The organism is Clostridium perfringens ATCC 13124, from assembly GCF_000013285.1.
GTDB lineage: Bacteria > Bacillota > Clostridia > Clostridiales > Clostridiaceae > Sarcina > Sarcina perfringens.
The window spans coordinates 2,616,443-2,641,675 of sequence record NC_008261.1 but is presented as its reverse complement, the minus strand read 5'-3'; the positions used below and the strand labels follow the sequence as shown (position 1 = coordinate 2,641,675).

Below are 25,233 nucleotides of genomic sequence, written 5' to 3'. Positions count from 1 at the left end.
ATAGTTTTGCCATAATAATACACTATAATTAAATAGATTTGATTTACATAAGATAATAAATATAGTATATTTAATTAATGTATTTCAGAATAATATTTAATGCTTTTAGGAGGATATTATGGACGATAACAAATTCACTAAAGAGCAAGAAAATGCTTTAAAAAGTGATGAAACATCAGTAACAAATGAGAAAATGGACTCATATGAAAAAGAAGCAGCGGTATTAGAGAGTATATCATTAGATACCAATACTATGGCTATTGATGAGGAATTTATGAATAAACAAGATAAAGACAAAAAAGATATTGGTGAAAAAGGTGAGAAAGAGACTTCTTTCTTTAAAAGAATATTAGAAGGAATTATAGATCAAACAGTAGTATTATTATTATCTTTAGCAGCCTTCTTTATAGTAGATTTGCTAATGAGACCTTTTGGCTATAAGATATCTTTAGAAGGAAGAATTCCTTTTTATTTTGTAATATTTGTTATTATGAACATACTTTACAGAGCTATAATGGAAGGTAGAAAGTTCAAATTAACATTAGGTGAAAAAGTTTTTAGAAAATAAATAATTTATTAGTAAGGGAGACAACTAATGAGAAAAGGTAATGAAATAGAATTATTAGTAGAGGGAATAGAGTTCCCTGCTAAAGGATTCGGCTTTGTAGATGGATTAAAAGTTTATGCTAAAAATACTTTCCCAGGACAAAAAGTCTTTGGTAGAGTAACTAAAAAAAGAAAAGAGTATGCAGAAATTAGAGTTTCTGAAGTAAGAGAAAAAGCTAGTTATGAGGAAGACCAAAAGTGTCCACACTTTGGAGTATGTGGAGGATGTTCTTCTCAAACAATTCCTTATGAGAAACAATTAGAGCTTAAGGTTGAACAAGTTAAAGATTTATTTAAAGAGGCTGAAGTTCCAACAGGAGAGTTTTTAGGTATAGAAACTAGTCCAATTCAATGGGAATATAGAAATAAGATGGAATACACTTTTGGAGACGAAGAAAAAGGTGGAGAACTTACCCTTGGAATGCATATGAAGGGAAAATCTTTTGGAATAGTAAATGTTGATAAGTGTGTATTAGTTGATGAAGATTTTAGAAATATACTAGATACAACAGTTAAATATTTCAGAGAAAAAGGATTACCTTTCTATAAAATAATGCCTAGAACAGGGTATTTAAGATACCTAGTAGTAAGAAAAAGTGTTAAGACAGAAGAAATTCTTGTTAATTTAGTTACTACAACTCAAATAGATTTTGATTTAACAGAGTTTACTGAGCTTATAAAAGGATTAAACTTAAAAGGAAAATTAAAATCAATAATACATACAGAAAGTGATGCTTTATCAGAGGCTGTTATACCAGAGAAAGTAAACATTCTATATGGTGATGATTTTATAACAGAAAATCTTTTAGGATTAAACTTTAAAATATCTCCATTCTCATTCTTCCAAACAAACTCACTAGGAGCTGAAAAGCTATATAGCATAGTGAGAGATTTTATGGGAGCTGCTGACAATAAGGTAGTATTTGATCTTTATTGTGGAACAGGAACAATAGGTCAAATAGCAGCGGGAAAAGCTTCTAAGGTTATTGGAATTGAACTTATAGAAGAGGCAGCTATGGCAGCTAATGAGAATGCAAAATTAAATGGATTAAATAATTGTAACTTTATAGCTGGAGATGTAGCTGAGGTTATAAAAACAGTTAAGGATAAACCAGACATAATAATTTTAGATCCACCAAGAAGTGGGGTACATCCAAAGGCATTAGACTACGTTATAAAATTTAATGCTCCACAAATAATATATGTTTCATGTAATCCAAAAACTCTAGTAACTGACTTAAAAGTTTTAGAAGCTAAGGGATATGAAATAGAAAAAACTTTACTTATGGATATGTTCCCTAACACTCCTCATGTAGAGACAGTTGTAAAATTAAATAAGAAATAAATTATTTTATAAGTATAAATAGAATGATTTCATAAATAAATTGCTACCAATTTAACTATATAAAAGTTGATTGGTGGCAATTTTTTGTTTGCAGAAATATTTTTTAGATAGTAATTTGAATTTAAAGTTTAATGTAAAATTTATAGGTTTTTTATAAAGGATTAGGCAGAGAGAAAAGAGTTATTTGTAACATTATTTAAATTATAGAGTAAATTAAAATAAGAGTTAATTTTAAGAGGTGAGGAGCCATAGAATCAGTACAATGTCCAAACTTTTTAAGTGAAGATTCTCCAGATTATTTAGTTGAATATAGAGGAAATTTAAAAGAAGAGTTAGAAAAAATTCCTTATGCATGTGGAGACGCGATTACTGATACCTTAGGTGTTGTTTCAACACCACCACAGTATTTAAAACAACTAAGAAAAGATGTTCCATCAATTCTTTATATACAGACAAGAGTGCCTTATGTTTTACAGGAGGTATCTCCACAAGAAACTGATAATATATCCACAATTGTAAATAATCCTTATTTAGGACTTGATGGAAGCGGAGTCATAGTTGGAATAGTTGATACGGGAATAGATTATCTTAATAAGGAATTTATGAGAGAAGATGATACCTCTAGAATACTTACTATTTGGGACCAAAAGAGTACTAAAAAACCTAATGATTCAGTTTATGTAGGATCCATATTTAATAATGAAGACATAAATAATGCTATTAAAAGTAAGGCAGATGGAGGAGATCCATATGATATTGTTGATAGTAGAGATGAAATAGGACATGGAACTAAACTAGCTAGCATAATAGGAGCCCGTGGATATAATAGGAATATTAAAGGTATTGCACCTAATTGTGATTTTGCCATTGTAAAATTATTAACTTCACTTAGCTATGAAAAAGCATTTAGAGAAAATGGAATAGAGGATGTTCCAGTTTATAATGAAGCTGAAATTATAGCTGGAATAGAGTATCTTAAAAATTATGCCTTTAATCTTAAGAGACCACTAGTAATTTGTTTAGCAATAGGATGCACTGAAGCAAGTCATGATGGAAGAGGACTTTTTTCTAGATATTTAACTACAATTGGCTCAATAAGAGGAGTTGCTGTAGTTGCTGGAGTTGGAAATGAGGGAAGTGCACAAGGACATGCATCTGGAGTTATAGAACTTGAAAATAGTGTTGAAAAAGTTGAATTATCAATACCGAGAGAAATAAAAAATTTTAACTTAGCTTTCTGGATTCAAAGACCTAATATAGTATCCTTAAATATAAAATCTCCTAGTGGAGAAGAATCTTCATTCATAGATGCTAAAATTTCTCTAGAGAGATCATTCAAATTTATATTAACGGATACCAGTGTTAATATTAACTATTATGTTCCTGATACCTTTACAGGAAATGAACTTATTTATATAGATTTTAAAGATATTAAGCCTGGAATATGGACTTTTGAATTAAGAGGAGATTATATAACCAATGGAAGATATGATGTATGGTTAGCTCCAAGCTCTTTATTGCCTGAAAATACAAAATTTCTTAGCCCTAATCCATTAAATACCCTTATGGTTCCATCTACTGCTAGATATATAATAAGTGTAGCCTATTATAATAGTCAAACTCAATCTTTATTAGCAGAGTCTGGAAAAGGTTTTAATATTAATGGATGGATAAATCCAGATATAACCACTGCAGGTAAGGATATTTTGACCATGTTTCCTGGCGATAGAGTTGGAAGAATGTCAGGGAGTTCTCCAGCAACGGCAATAATTGTAGGGGTATGTGCCTTATTGTTTCAATGGGGAATTATAAATGGAAATGATAGAACAATGAATTCTAGCAAGTTAAGAAGCTATTTAATATATGGTGCTACTAGAATTCCGGGACAAACATATCCTAATGAATATACTGGATATGGATATTTAGATTTATATGAAATATTTAAAAATATAATAGCGGTTCCTTTAGCACCTTATAGAAGTGCTAAGGTTAATGAAGATTATACTGAGTATTATTGTGGAAGGATGTTAGTTAGCGTGCCTTCTGATTTTTATTATGGAGGGGAATAAAATGGAATTTAAGTCTTCAGCTCCAGAGAATGTATTTAATAATGAAAATTATTTAAATTATTTAGTTCAGTATCAAGGTGATATTATAGGAGAGTTTAGTGGTGAAAATGGAATATATGCAACCTTAATTAATAATAGATATGCCATAATAACTATTGATAAAAACTTACAGGAATATGAAAATGATATATCTATGATTAAATATAAAAAAGAAAATGGAAGAGATGTAGAAATAGATAGCATTACTTATATAAAAAATCCAGAAGGATATGTACTTCAGGAAATAAGCCCTTTAGAGGCAGCAAATGTTGAATATGTTCAAATACAATCATACTTTAATCTAACAGGTAGAGGGGTTATTGTTGGAATTTTAGATACTGGAATAGATTATTTAAACGAAGAGTTTATGGATTCAGATGGTAATACAAGAATTTTAGGAATTTGGGATCAAACAATTTCAAGTGAGAGTTCAAGTAATGATAATTTACCTTATGGAACTTTTTATTCAGAAGAAGATATAAATAGAGCAATAAGACTTAGTAGAGAAGGAGGAGATCCATATACAATAGTTCCATCAAAAGATGAAGTGGGTCATGGAACATCAATGGCAGGAATAATTGGATCATCAGGAAAAAATCCTAGGTTAAAGGGGGTTGCACCAGATTGTAAGTTCTTAGTTGTAAAGCTTGCACAGTCACTTTATTATAAAAAAGAGTATGAAATAAACATACCTATTTATAATATAACTGAGATATTTACAGGAATACAATATTTATATTCATATTTTTTAAAGGGATCTCAAAGTATGATTATATATTTACCTTTGGGAACTAATAGAGGAAGTCATAAAGGAACAAGTATGTTAGAAGAATTTTTAGATTCTATATTGATAAATAGAGGAATTGCTTTAGTTACCGGTGCTGGAAATGAAGGAACTGCATTATTACACGGATCAGGAACTATAAAACCTGATGGTCAAGTAACTACCCATGAATTTAATATAGATGAAAATCAAAAAAAGATTATTATTGAAGTTTGGGTACAAATACCTAGTATTGCTTCCATAGAAATAGTTTCACCTACTGGAGGAACAACAGGAATAATTCAACCTTTTTTTGGAAAAGGGGATAGGTATGATTTTACAATTGAGCGTACTACAGTGTTAGTAAGTTATTATGTACCTGAAGAAATATATGAAGATTCTCTCATATTAGTTATACTAGACAATGTTCAAGCTGGAACATGGAGTTTTAAATTTAGGGGGTTAAAGGAAATAGAGGGAAGATATGATATTTGGTTACCTCCAAGGGGAGTAAGTAAAACTGCAACTAAGATGATACCTTCTGACCCATATGGAACAGTAACTGTCCCAGGTACTAGTTCTTCTGTAATAACAGTAGCTGCATATAATCAATTAAATAATACACAGTTAAATTATTCAGGGAGAGGATTTCAGGATAATTATATTGATATAATAGATGTGGCTGCAGGAGGAGTAGATGCACTTACTGTTGCACCAGATAATAAAACAACTTTAGCAAATGGTACAAGTGTTGCAGCGGCTATAGTAGCTGGGATTTGTGTTTTACTTTTTCAATGGGGAATTGTTGAAGGAAATTATCCATATATGTTCTCTCAAACTTTAAAAGCTTTTATTGCAAGAGGTACAAGAAAGAGAAAAGGGGATACTTATCCAAATCCAGAGTGGGGATATGGAATAGTTGATATATTTAATATGTTTAATCTTACTAATTAATTTACTTTATTATATAAAATATATTTTGAAAATTTATTATATTAGATTAGATAGGAAAAATAAAAAATACTCTGATTAAACTTATTCATAAATCATATGTTTAATCAGAGTATTTAATTTATAATTATTTTAAAGTTTCTTCTATACTATCATCTACAGAGGATACAGCTGTTTCGGCATCAGCTTCAATTACCTCAGAATCATTATTAGCTCTATTATATTTTTTAGTAAATACTATAAGAAGTAATATGCTAGATATTAGATAAAGAGCACCTGCTATATAGTAAGCTTTTCCATAACCAGATTCTGTCTTTAATAAAGAATATCTTGTATAGATACCAGCTACAATTCCTATAAGTGAATTAACAACTAATATAAGTGAATTATAAGCTGAAACTAAATTTTTAGGAACAAAGGTTAATGGTAAAGAACTTTGTATTGGAGCAGAAACATTTGCTATACCAGATCTTAAAAATAGTATTATACCTACTATCATAGCAACATTACTTCCAAACATAGCACCGTTAGCCATTAATAACATAAGTGGTACACAAAGTATAGTAGTTGCGGCTATGGTTACTATTGAACCAAATTTCTTTTCTAGGTAAGGGGTACAGAAGTAACCGATTACCATAGATACTGTTTGGAATGTTATGATAGATGATACAGTACCTCTGCTTATATGTAAGAAATTATTTAAATAAATTGGGAAGAATGGTGTTACCAATAAAGCACCAAATCTTACTATTCCAAATATAAGAATCCATAAGATAACATATTTATTAGCGAATAATTTGAAGTCAAAGGCTTTTTCTCCTTTTCTAGCTTGAATTTCTTCAGGAGTTTCTCTATAATCTTCACTTTTTTCTTTTAAGAATAATAGAAAGACTGAAGCTATTACTGTTAAGGCTATTGCAATCCAAAGTACAAATTTATATGAATCTGAATATGCCATTAATTGAACAGAACTTAAGGCATCTTGATTTTCTGATAAAACAGAAGCATTATCATAAGAGACACCTAAAGATTTAGCAAATTTCCAAACAACAATTTTACCATTGAAAAATGTTAAAATTGATTGGCTAATAAGGTTACAGTACATAACTCTAGAGAACATTTTAGTTCTTTCTTTTCTAGGAGTATATGATGTAAACATTACAGGATAAATACAGTCAAACATTCCTAAACCAACATTGACAACTATATATGCAAAGGTTATGATTAAACCATTTTTGCTATATATACAAACCAATAAACCAAGAACTGAAAGAATAGGTGCAAGTAATATTAATTTCTTGAATCCTACTTTATGAGTTAATAGTAAAAGCATTGCTATTATGAATGTTCCAATTGATGCATAGGTAGGAAGTGCTTTAACTACATTAGGAACAGTGATGTTTAAATAAGATAAATAAGAGTCATTAGTTATTCCTGTGACAGCCCCCATGAAAATATAACATAATATAAACATTGCACAGTTATACTTCCATCTTTTGTCCCAGTTTTCATCTTTGCTTGTAATTAGATTAACTAAACCAGCTTCCATATAAATTCCCCCAATTTTATAAATTTGTTTAAATTTTCAATTTAATAATAACTCTTTATAGATAAAAAAATCAAAACAATAAAAAATACATTAAGAAAAAAATATATGGAATAATAATTAAAGTAATAATTGGATAAGTAAAAAATTAACATAAATAGAAAATTAATAAGTTTTTAAAATAAAATTAACATTTATTCGGAATTAATGTAAAAAATCGTTTTTAAAAGATAAATTTTGGTGTAATATATAAGAAAAGTAATATAGCTATAAACATGGGAGGAGAGGCTATGATAAAGAGTATTGATAATATAGAGTTAAAGAAGGATTTAGCATATAACTTAATAAGTGATTTTGAGAATGAAGTTTATAATAAAAATATTATTGAGAGAATTATAAAGAAAATAGAGCAAATTCCATTTTATGCATATATAGAAAAAGGGAAAGAAATAGGATTTCTTTCAATGAAATCTTTAACTGAGGAATCAGCAGATATTTATTTCATAAAAATGTTAGATGAATATAAAGAGAAGGGATTTGAGGAGGAGCTTATAAATAATGTAGCAACCTTTTACAAGGAAAAAGGTTATAAGCTTTTAAGAGTTAAGATATTAGCAGATGGTAAACATGATAAATTAATAAATTTTTATAGGTCAGTTGGATTCTTCAAGTTAGAAGAAAGGGTAGAATCAGGAGATATAGAAAATAAAATTTTGGTTATGATAAGACCCTTAATATAGAAATTACGAATAAGCGTAGATTAGTAATAGTGCTAATTTACGCTTATTTTTTGTTTATTAACATATAATTTCTAATAAGTTAAAAAACTTGACATATTTTCAAAGTGTAATATAATATTAATGAAAATCATTATCAATTAGGTAAAATTAAATTAGGGGGGAACAAATTAATTTTATAAAAATTTTAAGGGGGATAAACATGTCAAATAAAAATAAAATAATTATAGGATTAGCCTCATTTTTGGTTTTAATTGCCGTAGGTTTTGCTGCTAAATCAAAAATGAATGTGAAAAATAATAGTGTTATGGAGGAAGCTGTTGTTTCTAGTGCCTCTGAGAATAGTGAAGAAGCTAATGAAAAAGATAAAGATATGACAAAAGAAGAAAATTCTAATGATGATACAACTAGCAGTGCATCTAAAAATGATGAAGATGTAAACGGTGATATTAAAAATAATGAAGATAGTAATAAAAAAGATGCCTTAAGTAGTGCATCAAGTAAGGATAATAGTAAATCAAAAATTTCAAGTCAAATAAATTCTAAAGGTACAACTTCAAATAAAAATAAATCAAATGCAATAAGTAGTGCTTCAATAAAAACAAATACTTCTAAAAATGGATTTGAAGCTATAAGTCAAAGTCAACCTAGTTCTAGCAAAGTAAATAAAAATAATTCAAGTAAAGATGTAATAAGCAGTGCTTCTGTAAAGTCTAATAATTCTAGCAAAACAGATGGAGCTATAAATAAAGATCAGCTTATTTCTAAAAATTCAGATGAAAATAATGTGAAAAAAGATACAGTAAGTAGTGCTTCAGAAAATAATCATGGAACAAATTCAAAAGAAAATAACATAAATAATCAAGTGGTAAGTAAAGTAGAAAATAATAGTGGTAAGGATGCAATAAGTAGTGCCTCTAAAGAAGAAAAACATAATAGTATAAAGGATTTAATTAGTAACAATAGTACAAAATCAGGTTCTTTTATAGAAAAAGCTATAAATGAAAAATATACAAAATTAGTTGATTTAGGTTGGGTTAAATATATAGTAGTTACTTTTAATCAAGGAACTATAAATGATTATGATTTATATGTTTTAGATAATGGAAATTACAAACTTATAAATCCAAGTAATGTTGATGACAGTGGAAAAATTGTTAAATGGGAAATAGATAAATTAGGCTACAATACAATAAAAGTTAAAAGTAAGAAAACTGGAGAAGAAGGAACTTATAAGTTTGTAAAGTAAGGGGTGAAGGTAATGAATAAGAAAAAACTAAGTATATTAACAGCTATTATAGCAATATCAACGTGTTCAATTTCAAAAACAGCTAGTGCGGCACCAAGTAAAATATTAACTTTTACTAATATGCCTGTTTGGGATTATCATCAAAGAAATTATGATAAGCATGGAAATCTTAGAATTAGCACTGCAAAAACTACATTTAATTTAAATAATGAGGAAGAAAAGGCTAGTTACATTCCTATGTTTAAGGTGGATGAAGTTGAATTAAATTCACCAATAAATATTCAATGTGAATTAAAAACTGATGAACAAAAAGATTGGTTTGAAAAAATAAATAAAGTAACCCTTGAGGATGCAACAAAGAATCCAAGTTTAGAGCGAAACTTAGAATTTGAAAAGAGCGGAAATAAAATTATTATTAAGGGAAATCAAAAGGCTTTAGATAATAATAAATTACATACTATAAAAATATATTCAGAAGGAAAAGATTGGGCTTCAATTTCTGTTAACATAGTACAAGCTGAGCCTATTAAGGTTTTAGTATCTTATCCGATGAATCCTAGAACTGGAGAGGATGTAAGATTTAAGCTTGATAACTTTAACTATGCTATTTTAAATCCAGTTAATAGAGTATTTTTAACACATAACAATGTTAGAAAAGAGCTAGTTAAGTTTAAGGATTATCATGTTATTTCAGAGTATATTACAGTTTATGCTGAAAATGTAGATACTGAAGAAGGAAATCTTTTAGAGCCAGGAAAGTACACTTTAGAAATATATGCTGATGGATTTAAAAAAGCAGAGAAGGATTTTGAAGTAATTAAAAATGAAGTTATTGCATCAGAGAAAAATAATTCTAAGGATAATATTAAAATAAAACCTGTAACTTCAAAGATAACAAATAAAGAAATTAAGCCTTCATCTGTAGATACCCTAAGTAGTGCAAGTGTTGGCTCAAGTAAGGGAGCAGATAATTCTGGCTCTGAGGAAACATCAGGTGCAAGTATTATAATGCAAACAAATTTAATTTATAACCATGATTTACTTGCAAATGCTTTAATATTAAATGAATTAGGTCTTGGAACAGAGGAATCAGAGGGAATAGCTAAAAGATTTGAGTTAAATACTATTTCTTGGGATGCGGTAATGAATGAAGATGGAACTCACATAAATGATTTTAGAGATTATCTAAATGCCGTGAAGGATGCAGCTTTAAAAGGTGATTATCTAACTTATGATGAATACCTAAAGAATGAAAATAGTAAGGAATATAAAAATAGACCATATAACGTAAAAGAAGTTTTAGAGGATAATCTTTTAGGTGATGCTCAAAACTTTAGAACTGTGCTTGGTTTAGAAACTCCAAGTTTAGAGATTAAGAGTGCAGTTATGGATAAGGATTTAATTCTTGAAAGTAGTGATGAAAGTTATTTAAAAAATATAAAATCCATAACAATAAATGGGGGCATAAAAGAATTAGATAAGAGTTTATACTCTATAAAGGACAATCAATTAATAATAAATAGTAAAGTTGTAAAAGGAGATAAAATAAAAATTTCAATTTCAGCTACTGGTTATAAGGATAAGGTTATTGAGACAAAACTTGAAAAAATCTTAGATGATATAAGCCTAAAATTAGAAAAAGAATATAAAACAGGGGAAGATGTAATAGTTACAGGTTTAAGTGAAGACTTTATTAAGAATATCAATAGTATAAAGTTAGATGGAAAACTTCTACTAACTAAAGAACAAGGGGGAAGTTCTGGAAATACATACTATGAAATTTCAGAGAATAAATTAACACTTAAATCAGGCTTATTTAAAGAAGATAAAAATTATAAGTTAGAAATAGACTCAAAATATTATGGTAAAAAGGAATTTGAATTTAACATTACAAAAGGTGATGAAAAAAGTAATGAAAAAACTGAGATTATAGAAGAGAAAAAAGAATTACCTAAAATAGATGTAAAAATTGATAGCAAATCAACATTTATGAAGAAATATGATATTAAATTCTTAAATTCAGGAGAATGGATAAATAATATAACAGGGGTTTCTGTAAATGGAGTTGAATATAAATCAGGTCTTGTATGGGGAGATTCAAAAGACCGTTATGCTGTATATAAAAGTGATAATAATATAGGAATAGGATATGAAGGCTTTAAACAAAATGAAGATAACATAATAAAAGTTAAAGCTAAGGGTTATAATGATTTTACTTTTATAATATCTAAGGATGGACAAATAGTATTAGATAAAGAAGAAAAAGAAAGTGCTAATATTGAAGAAAAATCAGAAGTAGAAAAAGAGATAGATTTTACTAACAATATAAGCATAAGCAAAGAATCAATACTTATAAAGAAATATAATATTAAATTCTTAAATTCAGAAGAATGGTTAAAGAATATAACAGATATTTCAGTAAACGAAGTTCTATATAAATCAGGGCTTTCATGGTGGGAATCAAAAGAGCGTTATGCTATATATGAAGCTGATAAAACTTTAGCCATAGGATATGAAAGCTTCAATAATGAAGGTGAGAATCTTATTAAGATTAAATCAAAGGGATATAAGGAATATGCATTTATTATTAAAGGTGGAAAAATAACTTTAGTTCAGGATGAAAAGAAAGTTGAAAGTGAAGATACAAATAAAGAAGCAGTTAAAAATGAGGAAAGTAAAAAGGGAGAGAGTAAAGAAGAAATAAAAGAAAAAGAAGAAGCTCAAAAGGGAGAAAACAAAGAATCCTCAATAAACAAAGATGAAAATAAAGAGGATGCTAAAGAAAAAGAGAATGGAAAAGTAGAAAATAAGGACGGAAATAAAGAAGAAGCTAAGGAAGTAGAAGAAAAAGTGGAAGTTAAAGAAGAGGATTCTAAGAAAGAAGCAGAGAAGCAAGACGTAGAAAAAGAAAATAAAGAAGTTGAAGAAAATAAACAGTCTGCTGAGAAAGATTTCTCTGGTAATATTCCAACAATAACTAAAAGCTTTTTTGGTGATAAATACGATCTTAAGTTTTTAGGAGAGGATGAATGGCTTAAAAATGTAGAGAGTGTTTATATAAATGATGTTGAATATGAGAAAAAACCTTTAATCTGGGGAGATAGTGCAGGGCGTTACAATATATTAGAGAGCGATAGTACTATAGCCATAGGAATTGGCAATTTCAATAAAGATGAAAATATCATAAAGATTAAATCAAAAGGATATAAAGAATGTACATTTATAATAAAAGATGGAAAGATAAGCTTAGTTAAATAGAAATATTTTTGGAAGTTTAATAAAAAATAGTTATGATTATGAAGAAAAATAAACTTATTTAAAGATAAGTTTACTTAATTAGATTTAAAAGATGATTTTGCTTAATCAAAGTCATCTTTTAATCTAAATGTGTATTTAAATTTTAAGAGATATTTATTGGAGTCAAAATATATGTTGAAAAAGAGAGCAATTGTTATTTTATTAGTTTCTATACTTTCTATGGGATTAATATCTTGTGATAATTCAAAAAAAGTGGAAAGCAATAATAAAGAAGTTAATTCCTATGAAAAAACAGAAAAGATTTTAGGTACTGTAGTTAGTGGAGTAGCATATGGAGATAATGCTAAGGAAGCCTTAGAAAAAGCTTTTAATAGAGCAAAGGACATTGAGAATATGATGTCAGTAAATATAGAGAATAGTGAGCTTAGCAAGGTAAATTCTGAAGCTTTTCATAAAAGTGTTAAGTTATCAGATGATTTATATTATGTCATAGAAAAATCTATATATTATGCTAATTTAACTGATGGAGCTTTAGATCCAACTATAGGACATGTAATTGATTCTTGGGGAATAGGAACAGAACATGCTAATATACCTGAAAAAACTTTAATTGATAAGTATAAAGATTTAAAAAATTATAAGAATATAGAATTAAATCCTCATACTAAGGAAATAAGATTTTTAAATGAAAATATAAAATTAGATTTAGGAGCCATTGGAAAAGGATATGCTGGAGATGAAATGAGAAAAGTTTTAAGGGAAGAAGGAATAAATTCAGCATTACTTAATTTAGGGGGAAATGTTGTTGCCTTAGGAAATAAGATAAATAATGAAAATTGGAGCATAGGAATAAGAAATCCTAAGGAAGAGAATGAGATTTCAGCTTCTGTAAAAATTAATGATGAAGTTGTGGTAACATCAGGAAATTATGAAAGATATTTTATAAAAGATGGAGTTAGATATCATCATATATTAGATCCTAGCACTGCTTATCCAGCTGAAAAGGGACTTATAAGTTCAACAATAATCACTAAAAATGGAATAGATGCAGATGCCTTATCAACAGCTACTTATATTTTAGGGGCAGAAAAAGCTAAGAAACTTATTGAAGGATTAGATGGGGTAGAGGCATTATTTATAAAAGATAATATGGACTTCATAGAAACAAGCAACTTGGATAACAAAGGATTTAGGGGGATGTAAATGAATAAAAAAGTTCAAGTGGTAATAATTTTTACGATTTTATTGTTATCTACTTTGTTATGTTTTTTTATACATAATAAAAAAGTTAAAAATCCAGTAGCTAAGATATATAAAGATGGACAACTTATAAAATCTATTGATTTAAGTGAAGTAGAGAAGAGTTATGAAATTAAAATAGGGGATGAAGAGCATTATAATATTCTTCAAGTTAGTAAAACAGGAGTAAAGGTAATTGAGGCTACTTGTCATGATAAAGTTTGTATGGAAACTGGAGAAATACATGATTCTCTTTTACCAATAGCTTGTCTTCCAAATAATTTAATAATAAAAATTGAAGGAGGAGAAGAAAATGAAGTGGATACAAAAACTTATTAAAGGAAAGGTGGATATTTATGAATAATATTAATAAAATAGTTAGATTATCAATATTAACCACCATTGCTTTAACTATATTTATGATAGAGCTTCACATTCCTCCTTTGGTACCAATACCTGGAGTTAAGCTTGGCTTGGCTAATATAATAACCTTGATAGTATTATATTTATATGGAATTAGAGAAGCTTCAACAGTTCTTATTATAAGAATACTTTTAGGAAGTATGTTTTCTGGACAAGTAGTAAGTTTATTATATAGTTTATCTGGTGGCTTAATGTGCTTATTAGTCATGATTCTTTTAATGAAAATAGTTGGGAAAGAGGTAATATGGTTTGTTAGTGTAGGTGGAGCAATAGCTCATAACATAGGACAAATTATTATAGCAATGATTCTTTTTCAAACAACAAGTGTATTATATTATTTACCAGTGTTGATTTTAAGTGGAGTAATAACAGGAGTATTTACAGGACTTTTAAGTAAATATATGATAACTAATAAAGTTATAAATAGATTAATATCAAATAGTTTGTAGTTTTCTTAGTACATATTTTTAGTAAAGAGACTTATCAAAATATAATAATAAAGCTTACAAACATATTCCGAGAATTACTAGATTTCGTTAAGAATTTATAATTATTACTCCGAAGACATTACTAAAACTTCGAAACTTAAGTGAAAGCCCAAATTTTTAATTTGGAATCTTGAACTTATGCAATCGAACTTTGTGAGATTGTATTCCTAAGATACTAAACAGTCTCAGTTTTTTAACGTAATATCTTCTCCATAATAATTTAAATTCTAAAACTCATCTAGATATTCTCTTCATATTGTTTGTAAGCTTTATTAAAAGTTATTTGGATACACGCCCAATATAAAGTAAGATAGTAGATAATTTTCTGTAAAAGAAAAGATTATCTAATATCTTTAAAGCTAGTTATTTTATTTTGAGAATATTGCAGTACACCATTCATTTGTTTGGAATTTTTTATTTAATTTAAAGCCTTTATTCTCAACTTTTTCTTTAACCCAATCAAAGCTCCACTCAACTAAGCCTGAAACTAGAAGCTTTCCTGTCTTTTCTATGTGTTCTTCAATAAAATCCATAAACATTGCAGTTTCTTCTCCTCCAATATTTATAAATATCCAATCAAATTTTTCATTTAATTTATATTCTTCATGAAGAACATTTCCAACTACTACTTCTATATTTTCTAGTTCATTTAAAGAAGCATTTAAAAGAACTTCATCTTCCACATCTCGTATATCTACTGCTACTATTTTTGAAGCACCTTTTACTCCAGCAGCTATAGAAAGTATTCCAGAACCTGTTCCTAAATCAAGAAGAGATTTTCCTTCAAAATCTTCTTCAACTATGAATTTTAATATGTCTTGAGTAGTTTCATGTAATCCAGTTCCAAAGGCACCTTGAGGAGTAAAGAAAATTTCTTTTTTATTTTCAAAGTTATCAGTTGGGGCACATAAAACCCATTGATCATTTAAATGAATTGGATCAATATAAAATTCTTCAAATTCATTTTTAACTTCATCTATTGAAGAAGGTGTTTCTTTAAGTAATGAAGAAACTTGAGATTTAAAGTTTTCAAAGTCTTCTAAATTACCATCAAAGGCTACTTTTAAATCAACAATAACATTTTCCTTTTCTTTATAGCCATATCCAAACATATCTGTTGTTATGTCTAGTGGAGACTCATAATAAACATTAAATATATCATTGATTTGAAGTAATTCTATTTGTTCATCAACAAGTTCCTTTGGCATTTTATAAGTAATTATAAACATATATATGTATCTCCTTATATTAAGTTTTAATTATGTATAAGAAGATTATAGCATATTAAAATTAGTGAGGAGTTTTATTTAAGATAAGCTTTCAATAAAATAAATATTTACTTTTATAAAGGGACTAATATTAAAATATATTTTGAAGAAAATAAGAAAAGGGAGAGAAAAATTTTAACTGTTTGAGATATTTATAGAAAAAGATTACAATGAAAATATATAGGTTAAATTATTATAGAATTTTAACTCGGAGGAATTTTAATGAAAAAAAATGCGGCTCAAAGGGAGTATAAAAAATTATCAGGTCAAATAAATCAAATAGAAAACATAGTAAGACATTCAAAAGCAGGAGCACTTTTTGAACATGAATCAACCTTAAGAAAAAAAATATTGCAATTAAAAGAGATGAAAGATCAAGGGTTAAAAGGATATGAATCTCTTTATGATAGATATGAAGAATTATTAGAAGAGGTAGGAAAGAGAATTCTAGAAAATTATAATAAGAAAAATGATACTAATTTTGATTTTTATGAAGTTTTAAGAAACAATTACAATGTATTTCTTAATTCAGGAATTATGACTCTTCTTGTAAAACATCATATTCCAGAGTTAATATCTAAGGAATTTGATGAGAAGTTTCCAGCAAATCCAAAGGATGAATATCTTCATACAAGAAGGCTTAAAAGAAAATTCTATCTTCACTTAGGAGAAACGAATACTGGAAAAACCTATACTGCTATGCAGAGACTTAAAGAGGTTAGAAAAGGTGTATATTTATCTCCTCTTAGAATTTTAGCTTTAGAGAACTTTGAAAGATTGAATAATGAGGGTGTTAAATGTAATCTTCTTACTGGAGAAGAAGAAATATTATTTGAAGATGCAACACATGTATCATGCACCATAGAAAAAGCTAATATACATGAAAGATATGATGTGGCAGTTATAGATGAAATTCAAATGATAGATGATTCACAAAGAGGGTATGCTTGGACTAGAGCTTTACTTGGTTTATATTGTACTGAAATACATATATGTGGAGCCTTTAATGCTAAGAATATATTAAAAGAAATTATAGAAGATTGTGGAGATGACTATGAGATTATAGAATATCATAGGGATATTCCACTTATTGTAGAAGATGAAAGTTTTCATCCTAAAAATGTTCAAGAGGGAGATGCCTTAGTTTTATTTTCAAAGAAAAAAGTTCTTCAAATGGCTGAGCAATATTCACAGATGGGAATTAAATGCTCCATAATCTATGGAGATTTACCACCAGAGGTTAGAAAGAAGCAGTATGAAGAATTTATAACTGGAAAAAATAAAATTTTAATAACAACTGATGCCATTGGAATGGGAGTCAATCTTCCTATAAAGAGAATTATTTTCTTATCAATAAGTAAATTTGATGGAGAACAAATGAGAGAGTTAACTTCGCAGGAGGTTAAACAAATTGCAGGAAGAGCAGGAAGAAAAGGCATATATGATACTGGATATGTAGCTACTTATAGAGATAATAAAGAATTTATTGAAGAGAGATTAGAGGAAGAGGATATTAGTATAAAAAGAGCAGTTTTAGGACCTTCAGATGCAATATTAGAAATTGATAATCTTCCTTTAAATGAAAAATTAGCTTTATGGAGTACAAAGAAATGTGAAGTTCCATACTATAGAAAAATGGATATAAGTGAATATTTAATAATATTAGAAAGATTAAAATCATATAAACTTCTTGAAGAAATTCAATGGGAGCTTTTAAAAATTCCTTTTGATATATCTAAAGATGACTTAATGAATCAATTTTTAAATTTTGTTGATCAGCTATTTATAAATGATCAAGAAGAACTATTTAAACCTCAATGTTATTCAGGAACTTTATATGACTTAGAAACTTATTATCAAATGGTAAATATGTATTATTCTTTTAGCAAGAGATTTAATTTAAATTTTGACTTAGAGTGGATTGAAAATGAAAGGCTTACTGTAAGTGAAGAAATAAACAATATTCTTATGAGAATTTAATAGGTGATTTTATGAGAGTTTTAAATTTAAAAATAACTTTAAGAGCATCTTGGGTACATTCTTTAAAAGAAAAAAGAATGGTGGTTAAGAGCATAGTTCAAAGATTAAAAAATAAATTTAATGTTTCTGTAGGAGAGGTTCATGAACAAGATATTCATCAAATTATAGTTATAGGAATTTCAGCAGTTTGCGGAGATCAAAAGCAAGTTGATTCAACATTAGAAAATTTAATAGATTTTGTAGAAGAAAATACAGATGCAGAAATTATAAACATAGAAAGTGATAATTATATATTTAAATAAAGTTGTGAAAATAAATTTTAAACTTATAATATATGCTGAAAATGGAAAAGTATATTCCAAAACTATATAAGTATAAGGCTTTTAGGTGAGGGAAAACTAAAATAAAATAAAAAAGAGTAGGAGGCGATTAGTATGAATCCATACGAAGCACCAGAAAATAACTATATTTTAGTTATGCCTGACGGAAGTGTAGTAGGCTTTGAAGAAAGTGATATGGCACAGGCATACATAAACAGATATTATCAAGAAAAAATCACTTCTTATTGTGATAAAGTAGATTATTCAGAATATGATATGACAGAGTGGAAATCAACAGAGAATATATGTACAGCTTTAGGAGCATATGAAGGTTTATGCATTTTATATAAGCTAGAAGACCTTATATGTAGTATTCAGCAATCATCAATATTTGAAGATGAAAAGAATGAATTAATAGCAAAATTAAGATGTAGAAATATAGATATAAATATAAATGATTATCAAATTGATGATATATTATCTAATATTGATGGAGTAATATATCAATAAAAGGATTAAAATTAAATTTAATAAAAGAGGCTTGTATCAAAAGCTAATAAAAAACTTACAAATAATATGAAGAGAATGCTTTTTAAGTTTTTTAAAATTTATTTGATACATGCCTTTTTTTTATTTTGGTAAAGAGTTGATAACAATTAAATTTGAAAAATATAGTAAAATTAATTTAACTATGTGGGTAGAGGAGAAAGAGATGGAAGAAAAGATTTTAATAATTGAGGATGAACCAGATATACAAAATATTTTAAGATACTCATTTATGAAAGAGGGATTTAAAGTTAGATGTGTTGATAAAGGAAGACAGGGTATAGATATATTTAAAGAGTTTAATCCTAGTTTAGTGATTTTAGATTTGATGTTACCTGATATTAGTGGATTTGATGTTTGTAGAGAGTTAAATAAATTAAATGCAAATATTATAATGCTTACAGCTAGAGATGATATTGTGGACAAGGTTCTAGGACTAGAGTTAGGAGCAGATGATTATATAACTAAACCTTTTGATATAAGAGAATGTGTAGCAAGAGTAAAGGTTGCATTAAGAAGAAAAGATAAATTTTTAAAGGAAAGCAATAAAAGTACAGTTAAAGATGAATTCATAATTGGCTCTATTAAAATAAAAAGGCAGTCAAGAAAGGTTTATTTAAATGAAGAAGAGATAAGATTGAAGCCAAAAGAAATAGAACTATTACTATATTTTTTAGATAATCCTAATATAGCCTTATCTAGAGATCAGATATTAGATGGGGTATGGGGAGATGAGTATTTTGGAGATTTTAGAACTGTTGATGTTCATGTAAGAAGATTAAGACAAAAGCTTAATAATGAGGAAATAATAGAAACTATTTTTGGATTAGGATATATGTTTAAAGGTGAAAAATATGAAAGTTAAACATAAATTTTCAGGAGGATTTTTAATAATATTTCTAATTGCCTTTATAATTTTAAATTGTTTTTTAGGTAAAGCTTTTATTAATTATCATGAAAATAAAATTAAAAATGAAATGGATTCTTTATATAAAAGTAGCTACAGTATTTTAAGGTTATATTTTCAAGTAAACAATTTGGAAGGAAACAAGGGGAATTTTAATAGATATATTCCTAAAATATCAAATGATATTAGTGAACAGGGAAAGTGTCAAATTGATGTTTTTAATGAAGATTTAGAAAAGGAATATAGTTATTATTTAGATGATTTTTCCTTTGATTACGAAAAGGATGGGGGCTATGATGTTTTAAAAGAAGCAAATAAGAATAAGGCTGCATTAAACATTTATAGAGATGAAAATGCTGTTAAAGCATACTTAGCTTTTCCAGTTTATGTTGATGAGAGTTTTTTAGGAAATATACTTTTAAGCAAGGATTATTCAAAGGAATATTTAGAGTTAAGAGATTTAATGAGCAATATAAAATTCATTGTTTCAATAACATTTTTACTTATATTAATTTTCACATACTTTCTTTTTGAGAGAATAATAAATCCTTTAAATTATATAAAAAATTCTTTTAAAAGAATTGGTGATGGTGACTTTAAAATAAACTTAAAAGTTAATTCAAAGGATGAAATAGGAGATTTAGCCTGTGGAGTAAATAAAATGGCAAATAAAATTGAGGAACAGATTGAAAAAATAAATGAAGAAAAGGAAAAGGTTTTAACATTAGAAAAAACTAGAACAGAGTTTTTTAATAATATTACTCATGAGTTAAAAACTCCATTAACTAATATTTCAGGATATGCTCAAATTATGAGTGAAGAAGATTTTCATGATAATGATTTTAGAAAATTTGCTTTAGAGAGAATAAACAAGGAAAGCAAAAGAATGCATGAACTTATAGTAAGTTTGATTGAAATTTCTAAAAACAAAAGCGACATAGAAGGTGGAGAAATAGAAAATGTAAACCTAAAAACATTAATAGAGGATTTATGTGAAGATTTTAAAGTTAAGGGAGATAAACAAGGGATATGCATTTCTAATAATTTAGAAGATATTGAGTTTATGTGTAGAGAAGATGAAATAAGGAGAATTATTATAAATCTTTTAGATAATGCCATAAAGTATTCAATAAAAGGTAGTGAAATAGAGATTAGTCTATTTAAAGATAAGGAAGAAAAGCATATAGAGATAGAGAATTTAAGTGATGAGATTAGTAGTGAGGGAGTAGAAAAAATATTTGAGCCATTTTATAGAGAGAATACTAAAAAATCTAGAGAGTTAGGGGGAAATGGGTTAGGTCTTTATATATGCTCAGAGCTAGTAAAAAAATATGGAGGAGATATTTCATTTAATTATTCTAACGGTAAGGTAAAGGTTAGTATTATTTTTAAATAATTTATATATTTAATTTTGGAAATATTTTGGTAATAAGATTTAATTTTTTAGAAAAAACTCCTGTGTAAAATAAAAGCAAATAGTAATTTTATAAGAAGATTTTGAAAGGAGTATTTATGAAAAGGGGTAAAATTTTAATTTGGGTTTTAGCTGGGGTGGTTACTACAGGACTTTTAATAAGTTCCTTTATAAGTTATAAAAATACTAATAAGTATGGAGGGGATTTATATATACTATCTAATAATGCTGCTGAGGATTCTGAAAATAATAAAATAAAGGTTATTAAAGAGCATGATTTTAAATTAGAAGAAGGACTATATGACTATGAAAGCTTATTAGTGAGGGATGAAAAACTTTATTTAGAAAGCAGAAATAGGGATGGAAAGCTCTTAAAAACAGAGGAAATTATTTTTGAAGGAAATAATTCTAAGAGGGTTGAAGTTGAAAAGTTAAAAGAAGCTCCAAATCTTAGAGATATTGAATTTATACTAGATAACTGTGAGTTTGAAGATTTAGGAAATGGCAATTGGAAGATTTTTAGTAAAGATTATGAAAAAGAAGAGATAGTTAATATAGAGAAGTTTAATAAAAATAATTTTGCAGAAGAGACCTTAAAGGAATCAGAAGAATATTATGTTTTAGAAGATTATTTGATTTTTTTTATAAATAGAAGATTTGATTGGGGAGAAGGAATTTGGGATAAAGATGGAGATTATAAAGAAATAAGATGGTATGACTTTAACAATGAACTTTGGGATAGTATTGAAGTACCTAAAGAAGTTTATTTAGAGAGAAGTTTAATAGGTGTAGTAGATAATAAAGTTTTTATTTCAGGAAGTAATATGAAAGGTCAACAATTTCCAAGTAAAATATATTCTTTAGATTTAAAAGAAAAAGTTTTAAAAGATGAAGTTGATTTATTAGAAAAAGGGGAAGCTTACTATGATTTAGCTTTTTTAAATGATGAAAAAATTTTATTTCATTGTGGAAGTAGTGAGGGAGAAAAAGTTAAAATGATAGATTTAAGAAATAAAGTCACCACAGAATTATATAAATCTAATCTAGACGTAGAAAGATTCTTTTTATCTCAGAAAGTAGCTCCATTAGGAGATAAGATTTTTTATCTTTCTCAAAATGGAGGGAACATGGAGGTTAAGGTTTTAAAGATAGGGAATAACAAAACCATAGCTGAAGGAAAAGTTTATGATTATGAATATAATAAAGCTGCTCTTATAAAGGAGTATGGAGAGGATTATATTGATCCAACACCACAGATTTTATGGAATAATGATGGAAAATATTTAATTATAGGAGAAAAAGAAAAGGGAAGTATAAAAATATCAAATATAAAAGTTTTAGAATTAAGCCAGTAAAATTTGTGAGGGGATTTTATGAAAAAAAGAAAGGTTTTAGGTGGAGTTTTATTTAGTTTAGTACTAATAACATTAATTACTCTAATTATGTTTTTTAGAGAAAATATTATTAGTAAATTTGTAAATTCTGAAACCGTGAAAGAATTTACTAGTGAATGTAAGACTAAAAATGAATTGAATTTTAAAGCAGAAGATGAGGAATATTTTTCTTGCGAATTAGTTATTAATGATGAAAAATTATATCTACAAAAAAGAAATAATGATTATAAAATTGTAGACAAGTATGAAATAGTATTTGAAAAGGATGAAGTTAAAAAAATAAAGTGTAATAATTTAAAAGATGAAAGTATAAGAGATGAAAGTATAAAAGAGGATATAGATGAAAGTGAATATGTTAATGGCTATAAATATGAGGATTTAGGAAATGGAAAAGGGCAGTTTTTTGATTTAGCATATAATAAAAGGTTTAAAGTTGATTTAGACAAGTTTAATAAGGATGATATGGCTAAAAAAACTTATGGAGAATATAGTTATAGCAAGATAGTTAAAGATAAAATTTTCTTTTTTATTAGGAGAGATCCAGGAAAAATAAATTGGTTTTCAGAGGAGCATAGTAGATATAAGGAACTAAGATGGTATGATTTTAATGAGGAAATTTGGGAGAGTGTGAAGCTTTCAAAAAATCAACATGTTCAAAGTATTATAGGAATTGTAGATAATAAGATTTATTTAACTGGAACTGAAGAGTGGGGCAGTCAGTATCCAAGTAAAATCTATAGTGTAGATTTAAAGAAAAAGAAAGTAAAAGAAGAAATAAAATTAAAAGATTTATGTATATAAATTAATAAAAAGGACAATATAATAATGTAACGTGGAGGAGATAACTTAAAAATTTCTACCGAAAGTTACATTTAAAAAAATTTTAGTGTATGGCAAGGTAAGAATTATTTTTCTTACGGAAGTGGCGTAACTAAAATTTTAGAATATAAATCTTAATCAGAAGAGATAATTACTTTTACTGAACTAAGATTAGATATTCTAATAAAAAGCTCTTTGATATCTTATAGTAATCTTAGAGTTTTATCTTAAATAAAGGTATTAGGTAATTTAATTTACATGAGTTTGCTTAAGTTATTAGGTATTTTTATTTAAGAGAAGGGATAAGTTGTTTAATAACTTATCCCTTTTTACTTTTAAAGTTATTTTAAAATTAATACTCACTTAAAATAAATATAAATTAATAAAAATTTTTGTGATGAAAATTTAAATATTAATTACTTATAAAATAAATTTTAGGTTTATGATATATAATATATTTAACAAATACAAATGAGTAGGTGAAATACATGTCAGTAGATAAAAACAGAATAAATCAAGATTTAAAGTTTATTTGTGAAAATATTAAAAAGTTAGAAATATTAAATAGACTAGGAGAAGAGGCGTTTTTAAAAGATTTTAAAAATGTGGATAGTACAAAGTACTTATTAAGAAGTTCTATTGAAGCAGTTTTAGATTTATCAAACTATGCTGTTATTTCTAATGGATGGGATATGCCAGAGAATATAGAGAAAACTTTTAAAGTTCTTAGGGAAAAAAATATAATAAGAGATTTTGAATTTGAAGAGTATATGGAGCTTGTGAATTTAAAGGATAAACTTACCTTCATGTATGCTTCTATAGAAGATGAATTCATATTTAATGAGTTAAAAAAGACAATAATAAAGCTAAAAAATATAAAAAAATCCTTAGATAATTTAAAATAAAATTATATTTAAAATGAATATTGATTTCTAGACAGAGTTAGAGCTAAATTAATTTTTTATAGTTTTTATTCTTTATTAAGAAATTTTCTTACCCTTATCTAGAAATCAATATGAGCTTAAGAGATGTATTTCTTACTTTCTAAGAAGCTCAGAGGTTAATATATATGGATTTTTATATCTATTCTTCTTTTTAGTTTTATTTCCTATATTTATGCACTTATGAGGACAGTTATTTACACATCCCATACAATCACAACAATTTCCTTTCCATTTAGGTCCTTCATCTATAATTTCTATATTTTTATTTGGACAGATTTTAGCACAAATTCCACAAGCAGTACAAAATTCATTGGTGTTAAAATTCTTATCTTTATTTTTAAAACCATCTTTCCAAAGTTTATATAAAAGTAAATTAATTCTAGTATGTTTTTCCTTTAAGTCTTTAGACTCCCTATTTAATATTGAAAGAGTAAAATTTTCTATTTTAAACTTGTTTGAATCAATTACTTTTTTTGCATCTTCTCCTACCTTAGGATTTCTACCCATTCTTACATAGTTTGAGTTAAGTAAAAACTTTTCCCCATTAGATAAACTTAAGTTCTTAGGATAAAGTAATTTATTTATCATAGAGAAGGTTATGCCTTTTCCGCCACCAGTACATTCAGCTGCAAAAATATATGAATCCTTATTTAATTGTAATTTAGAGATAAATTCACTTACCATAGGAGGAAGGCCAGAGGCATAAATAGGATATACAAAGCCTATGGTTTCTGCTTCATATTTAAACTCTTTTTTATAGAAAGCATCTACTATGGAGATTATTTCTGCATCCTTTAGATGTTTAGCTATTTCCTTAGCTGTGTAAAGTGAATTACCTGAGGTTGAAAAATAAAATATTAAATTTTTCTTCATATAATACCCATCCTTATTAAAAAATAATTCATTATATTCATTTTAATATTAAAAA

General features: G+C 27.1%; 21 protein-coding genes. 18 read left to right on the top strand and 3 right to left on the bottom strand.

Annotated elements, in window-relative coordinates; genetic code table 11:
* Nucleotides 1-118: 118 nt before the first annotated feature.
* The 4 genes from CPF_RS11555 (at nt 119) to CPF_RS11540 (ending at nt 5,776) form a co-directional block, all read left to right on the top strand.
* On the top strand, nt 119-568 hold the full coding sequence (locus CPF_RS11555) for an RDD family protein (protein WP_003454831.1): 450 nt from the start codon (nt 119-121) through the stop codon (nt 566-568).
* Nucleotides 569-595: 27 nt separating this feature from the next.
* Nucleotides 596-1,951, top strand: a complete 1,356-nt coding sequence (gene rlmD, locus CPF_RS11550; protein WP_003454771.1) for a 23S rRNA (uracil(1939)-C(5))-methyltransferase RlmD — start codon at nt 596-598, stop codon at nt 1,949-1,951.
* Between the two features lie 248 nt (nt 1,952-2,199).
* Nucleotides 2,200-4,020, top strand: a complete 1,821-nt coding sequence (locus tag CPF_RS11545; RefSeq protein WP_373581377.1) for a S8 family peptidase — start codon at nt 2,200-2,202, stop codon at nt 4,018-4,020.
* A gap of 1 nt (nt 4,021) precedes the next feature.
* Nucleotides 4,022-5,776 carry a S8 family peptidase gene (locus CPF_RS11540; protein ID WP_003455029.1) on the top strand — a complete coding sequence of 585 codons (1,755 nt, stop codon included), beginning with the start codon at nt 4,022-4,024 and terminating at the stop codon, nt 5,774-5,776.
* Nucleotides 5,777-5,900: 124 nt separating this feature from the next.
* Here the strand turns inward: CPF_RS11540 and CPF_RS11535 are convergent, their stop codons facing one another.
* Nucleotides 5,901-7,322, bottom strand: a complete 1,422-nt coding sequence (locus tag CPF_RS11535; RefSeq protein ID WP_003455192.1) for an MFS transporter — start codon at nt 7,320-7,322, stop codon at nt 5,901-5,903.
* A gap of 287 nt (nt 7,323-7,609) precedes the next feature.
* Here CPF_RS11535 and CPF_RS11530 point away from each other — a divergent pair, with 287 nt between their 5' ends.
* The 6 genes from CPF_RS11530 to CPF_RS11505 all read left to right on the top strand — a co-directional run bounded on the left by CPF_RS11530 (nt 7,610) and on the right by CPF_RS11505 (nt 14,674).
* Nucleotides 7,610-8,059, top strand: a complete 450-nt coding sequence (locus CPF_RS11530; RefSeq protein WP_011591055.1) for a GNAT family N-acetyltransferase — start codon at nt 7,610-7,612, stop codon at nt 8,057-8,059.
* Between the two features lie 199 nt (nt 8,060-8,258).
* Nucleotides 8,259-9,305: a hypothetical protein gene (locus tag CPF_RS11525; protein WP_011591054.1), complete on the top strand. Its 1,047-nt coding sequence runs from the start codon at nt 8,259-8,261 to the stop codon at nt 9,303-9,305.
* 12 nt (nt 9,306-9,317) lie between these two features.
* Nucleotides 9,318-12,563 carry a hemoblobin-interacting domain-containing protein gene (locus tag CPF_RS11520; protein ID WP_011591053.1) on the top strand — a complete coding sequence of 1,082 codons (3,246 nt, stop codon included), beginning with the start codon at nt 9,318-9,320 and terminating at the stop codon, nt 12,561-12,563.
* 171 nt (nt 12,564-12,734) lie between these two features.
* Entirely contained in the window at nt 12,735-13,766 is a 1,032-nt protein-coding gene (locus CPF_RS11515) for an FAD:protein FMN transferase (RefSeq protein WP_003473292.1), read from the top strand.
* The gene (locus tag CPF_RS11510; protein WP_003463119.1) at nt 13,767-14,141 is read left to right on the top strand and encodes a NusG domain II-containing protein; all 375 of its coding nucleotides are present in this window, start codon (nt 13,767-13,769) and stop codon (nt 14,139-14,141) included. It begins immediately after the preceding gene.
* Between the two features lie 17 nt (nt 14,142-14,158).
* A complete protein-coding gene (locus tag CPF_RS11505; RefSeq protein WP_011591052.1) occupies nt 14,159-14,674 on the top strand; it encodes a Gx transporter family protein in 516 nt (171 codons plus the stop codon).
* Between the two features lie 407 nt (nt 14,675-15,081).
* On the opposite strand, the gene CPF_RS11500 is transcribed toward CPF_RS11505, so the two are convergent.
* Nucleotides 15,082-15,942, bottom strand: a complete 861-nt coding sequence (locus CPF_RS11500) for a 50S ribosomal protein L11 methyltransferase (protein ID WP_011591051.1) — start codon at nt 15,940-15,942, stop codon at nt 15,082-15,084.
* 261 nt (nt 15,943-16,203) lie between these two features.
* Here CPF_RS11500 and CPF_RS11495 point away from each other — a divergent pair, with 261 nt between their 5' ends.
* The 8 genes from CPF_RS11495 to CPF_RS11460 all read left to right on the top strand — a co-directional run bounded on the left by CPF_RS11495 (nt 16,204) and on the right by CPF_RS11460 (nt 24,266).
* A complete protein-coding gene (locus tag CPF_RS11495; RefSeq protein WP_003451399.1) occupies nt 16,204-17,961 on the top strand; it encodes an SUV3 family DEAD/DEAH box RNA helicase in 1,758 nt (585 codons plus the stop codon).
* An 11-nt stretch (nt 17,962-17,972) separates the two neighbouring features.
* A complete protein-coding gene (locus tag CPF_RS11490; RefSeq protein WP_003451429.1) occupies nt 17,973-18,263 on the top strand; it encodes a DUF503 domain-containing protein in 291 nt (96 codons plus the stop codon).
* Nucleotides 18,264-18,395: 132 nt separating this feature from the next.
* Nucleotides 18,396-18,791: a hypothetical protein gene (locus CPF_RS11485; protein WP_003451775.1), complete on the top strand. Its 396-nt coding sequence runs from the start codon at nt 18,396-18,398 to the stop codon at nt 18,789-18,791.
* Nucleotides 18,792-18,993: 202 nt separating this feature from the next.
* Nucleotides 18,994-19,692, top strand: a complete 699-nt coding sequence (locus tag CPF_RS11480) for a response regulator transcription factor (RefSeq protein ID WP_011591050.1) — start codon at nt 18,994-18,996, stop codon at nt 19,690-19,692.
* Nucleotides 19,682-21,130 (top strand): sensor histidine kinase, encoded by a 1,449-nt coding sequence (locus CPF_RS11475; RefSeq protein ID WP_011591049.1) that lies wholly within the window; start codon nt 19,682-19,684, stop codon nt 21,128-21,130. The genes CPF_RS11480 and CPF_RS11475 overlap by 11 nt, the downstream gene beginning before the upstream one ends.
* Nucleotides 21,131-21,246: 116 nt before the next feature.
* Nucleotides 21,247-22,503: a hypothetical protein gene (locus CPF_RS11470; protein WP_011591048.1), complete on the top strand. Its 1,257-nt coding sequence runs from the start codon at nt 21,247-21,249 to the stop codon at nt 22,501-22,503.
* An 18-nt stretch (nt 22,504-22,521) separates the two neighbouring features.
* Nucleotides 22,522-23,343, top strand: a complete 822-nt coding sequence (locus CPF_RS11465) for a hypothetical protein (protein WP_011591047.1) — start codon at nt 22,522-22,524, stop codon at nt 23,341-23,343.
* Between the two features lie 506 nt (nt 23,344-23,849).
* Complete coding sequence (locus tag CPF_RS11460) at nt 23,850-24,266, top strand: DUF86 domain-containing protein (RefSeq protein ID WP_003454898.1); 417 nt, start codon at nt 23,850-23,852, stop codon at nt 24,264-24,266.
* Between the two features lie 132 nt (nt 24,267-24,398).
* Here CPF_RS11460 and CPF_RS11455 read toward each other — a convergent pair whose 3' ends face one another.
* Nucleotides 24,399-25,178, bottom strand: a complete 780-nt coding sequence (locus CPF_RS11455) for an EFR1 family ferrodoxin (RefSeq protein WP_003455000.1) — start codon at nt 25,176-25,178, stop codon at nt 24,399-24,401.
* Between the last annotated feature and the right edge of the window lie 55 nt (nt 25,179-25,233).

Coding starts and splice junctions, on each gene's coding strand:
- CPF_RS11555 (WP_003454831.1), top strand. CDS start 119: ATGGACGATAACAAATTCACTAAAGAGCAAGAAAATGCTTTAAAAAGT.
- rlmD (WP_003454771.1), top strand. CDS start 596: ATGAGAAAAGGTAATGAAATAGAATTATTAGTAGAGGGAATAGAGTTC.
- CPF_RS11540 (WP_003455029.1), top strand. CDS start 4,022: ATGGAATTTAAGTCTTCAGCTCCAGAGAATGTATTTAATAATGAAAAT.
- CPF_RS11535 (WP_003455192.1), bottom strand. CDS start 7,322: ATGGAAGCTGGTTTAGTTAATCTAATTACAAGCAAAGATGAAAACTGG.
- CPF_RS11530 (WP_011591055.1), top strand. CDS start 7,610: ATGATAAAGAGTATTGATAATATAGAGTTAAAGAAGGATTTAGCATAT.
- CPF_RS11525 (WP_011591054.1), top strand. CDS start 8,259: ATGTCAAATAAAAATAAAATAATTATAGGATTAGCCTCATTTTTGGTT.
- CPF_RS11520 (WP_011591053.1), top strand. CDS start 9,318: ATGAATAAGAAAAAACTAAGTATATTAACAGCTATTATAGCAATATCA.
- CPF_RS11515 (WP_003473292.1), top strand. CDS start 12,735: ATGTTGAAAAAGAGAGCAATTGTTATTTTATTAGTTTCTATACTTTCT.
- CPF_RS11510 (WP_003463119.1), top strand. CDS start 13,767: ATGAATAAAAAAGTTCAAGTGGTAATAATTTTTACGATTTTATTGTTA.
- CPF_RS11505 (WP_011591052.1), top strand. CDS start 14,159: ATGAATAATATTAATAAAATAGTTAGATTATCAATATTAACCACCATT.
- CPF_RS11500 (WP_011591051.1), bottom strand. CDS start 15,942: ATGTTTATAATTACTTATAAAATGCCAAAGGAACTTGTTGATGAACAA.
- CPF_RS11495 (WP_003451399.1), top strand. CDS start 16,204: ATGAAAAAAAATGCGGCTCAAAGGGAGTATAAAAAATTATCAGGTCAA.
- CPF_RS11490 (WP_003451429.1), top strand. CDS start 17,973: ATGAGAGTTTTAAATTTAAAAATAACTTTAAGAGCATCTTGGGTACAT.
- CPF_RS11485 (WP_003451775.1), top strand. CDS start 18,396: ATGAATCCATACGAAGCACCAGAAAATAACTATATTTTAGTTATGCCT.
- CPF_RS11480 (WP_011591050.1), top strand. CDS start 18,994: ATGGAAGAAAAGATTTTAATAATTGAGGATGAACCAGATATACAAAAT.
- CPF_RS11475 (WP_011591049.1), top strand. CDS start 19,682: ATGAAAGTTAAACATAAATTTTCAGGAGGATTTTTAATAATATTTCTA.
- CPF_RS11470 (WP_011591048.1), top strand. CDS start 21,247: ATGAAAAGGGGTAAAATTTTAATTTGGGTTTTAGCTGGGGTGGTTACT.
- CPF_RS11465 (WP_011591047.1), top strand. CDS start 22,522: ATGAAAAAAAGAAAGGTTTTAGGTGGAGTTTTATTTAGTTTAGTACTA.
- CPF_RS11460 (WP_003454898.1), top strand. CDS start 23,850: ATGTCAGTAGATAAAAACAGAATAAATCAAGATTTAAAGTTTATTTGT.
- CPF_RS11455 (WP_003455000.1), bottom strand. CDS start 25,178: ATGAAGAAAAATTTAATATTTTATTTTTCAACCTCAGGTAATTCACTT.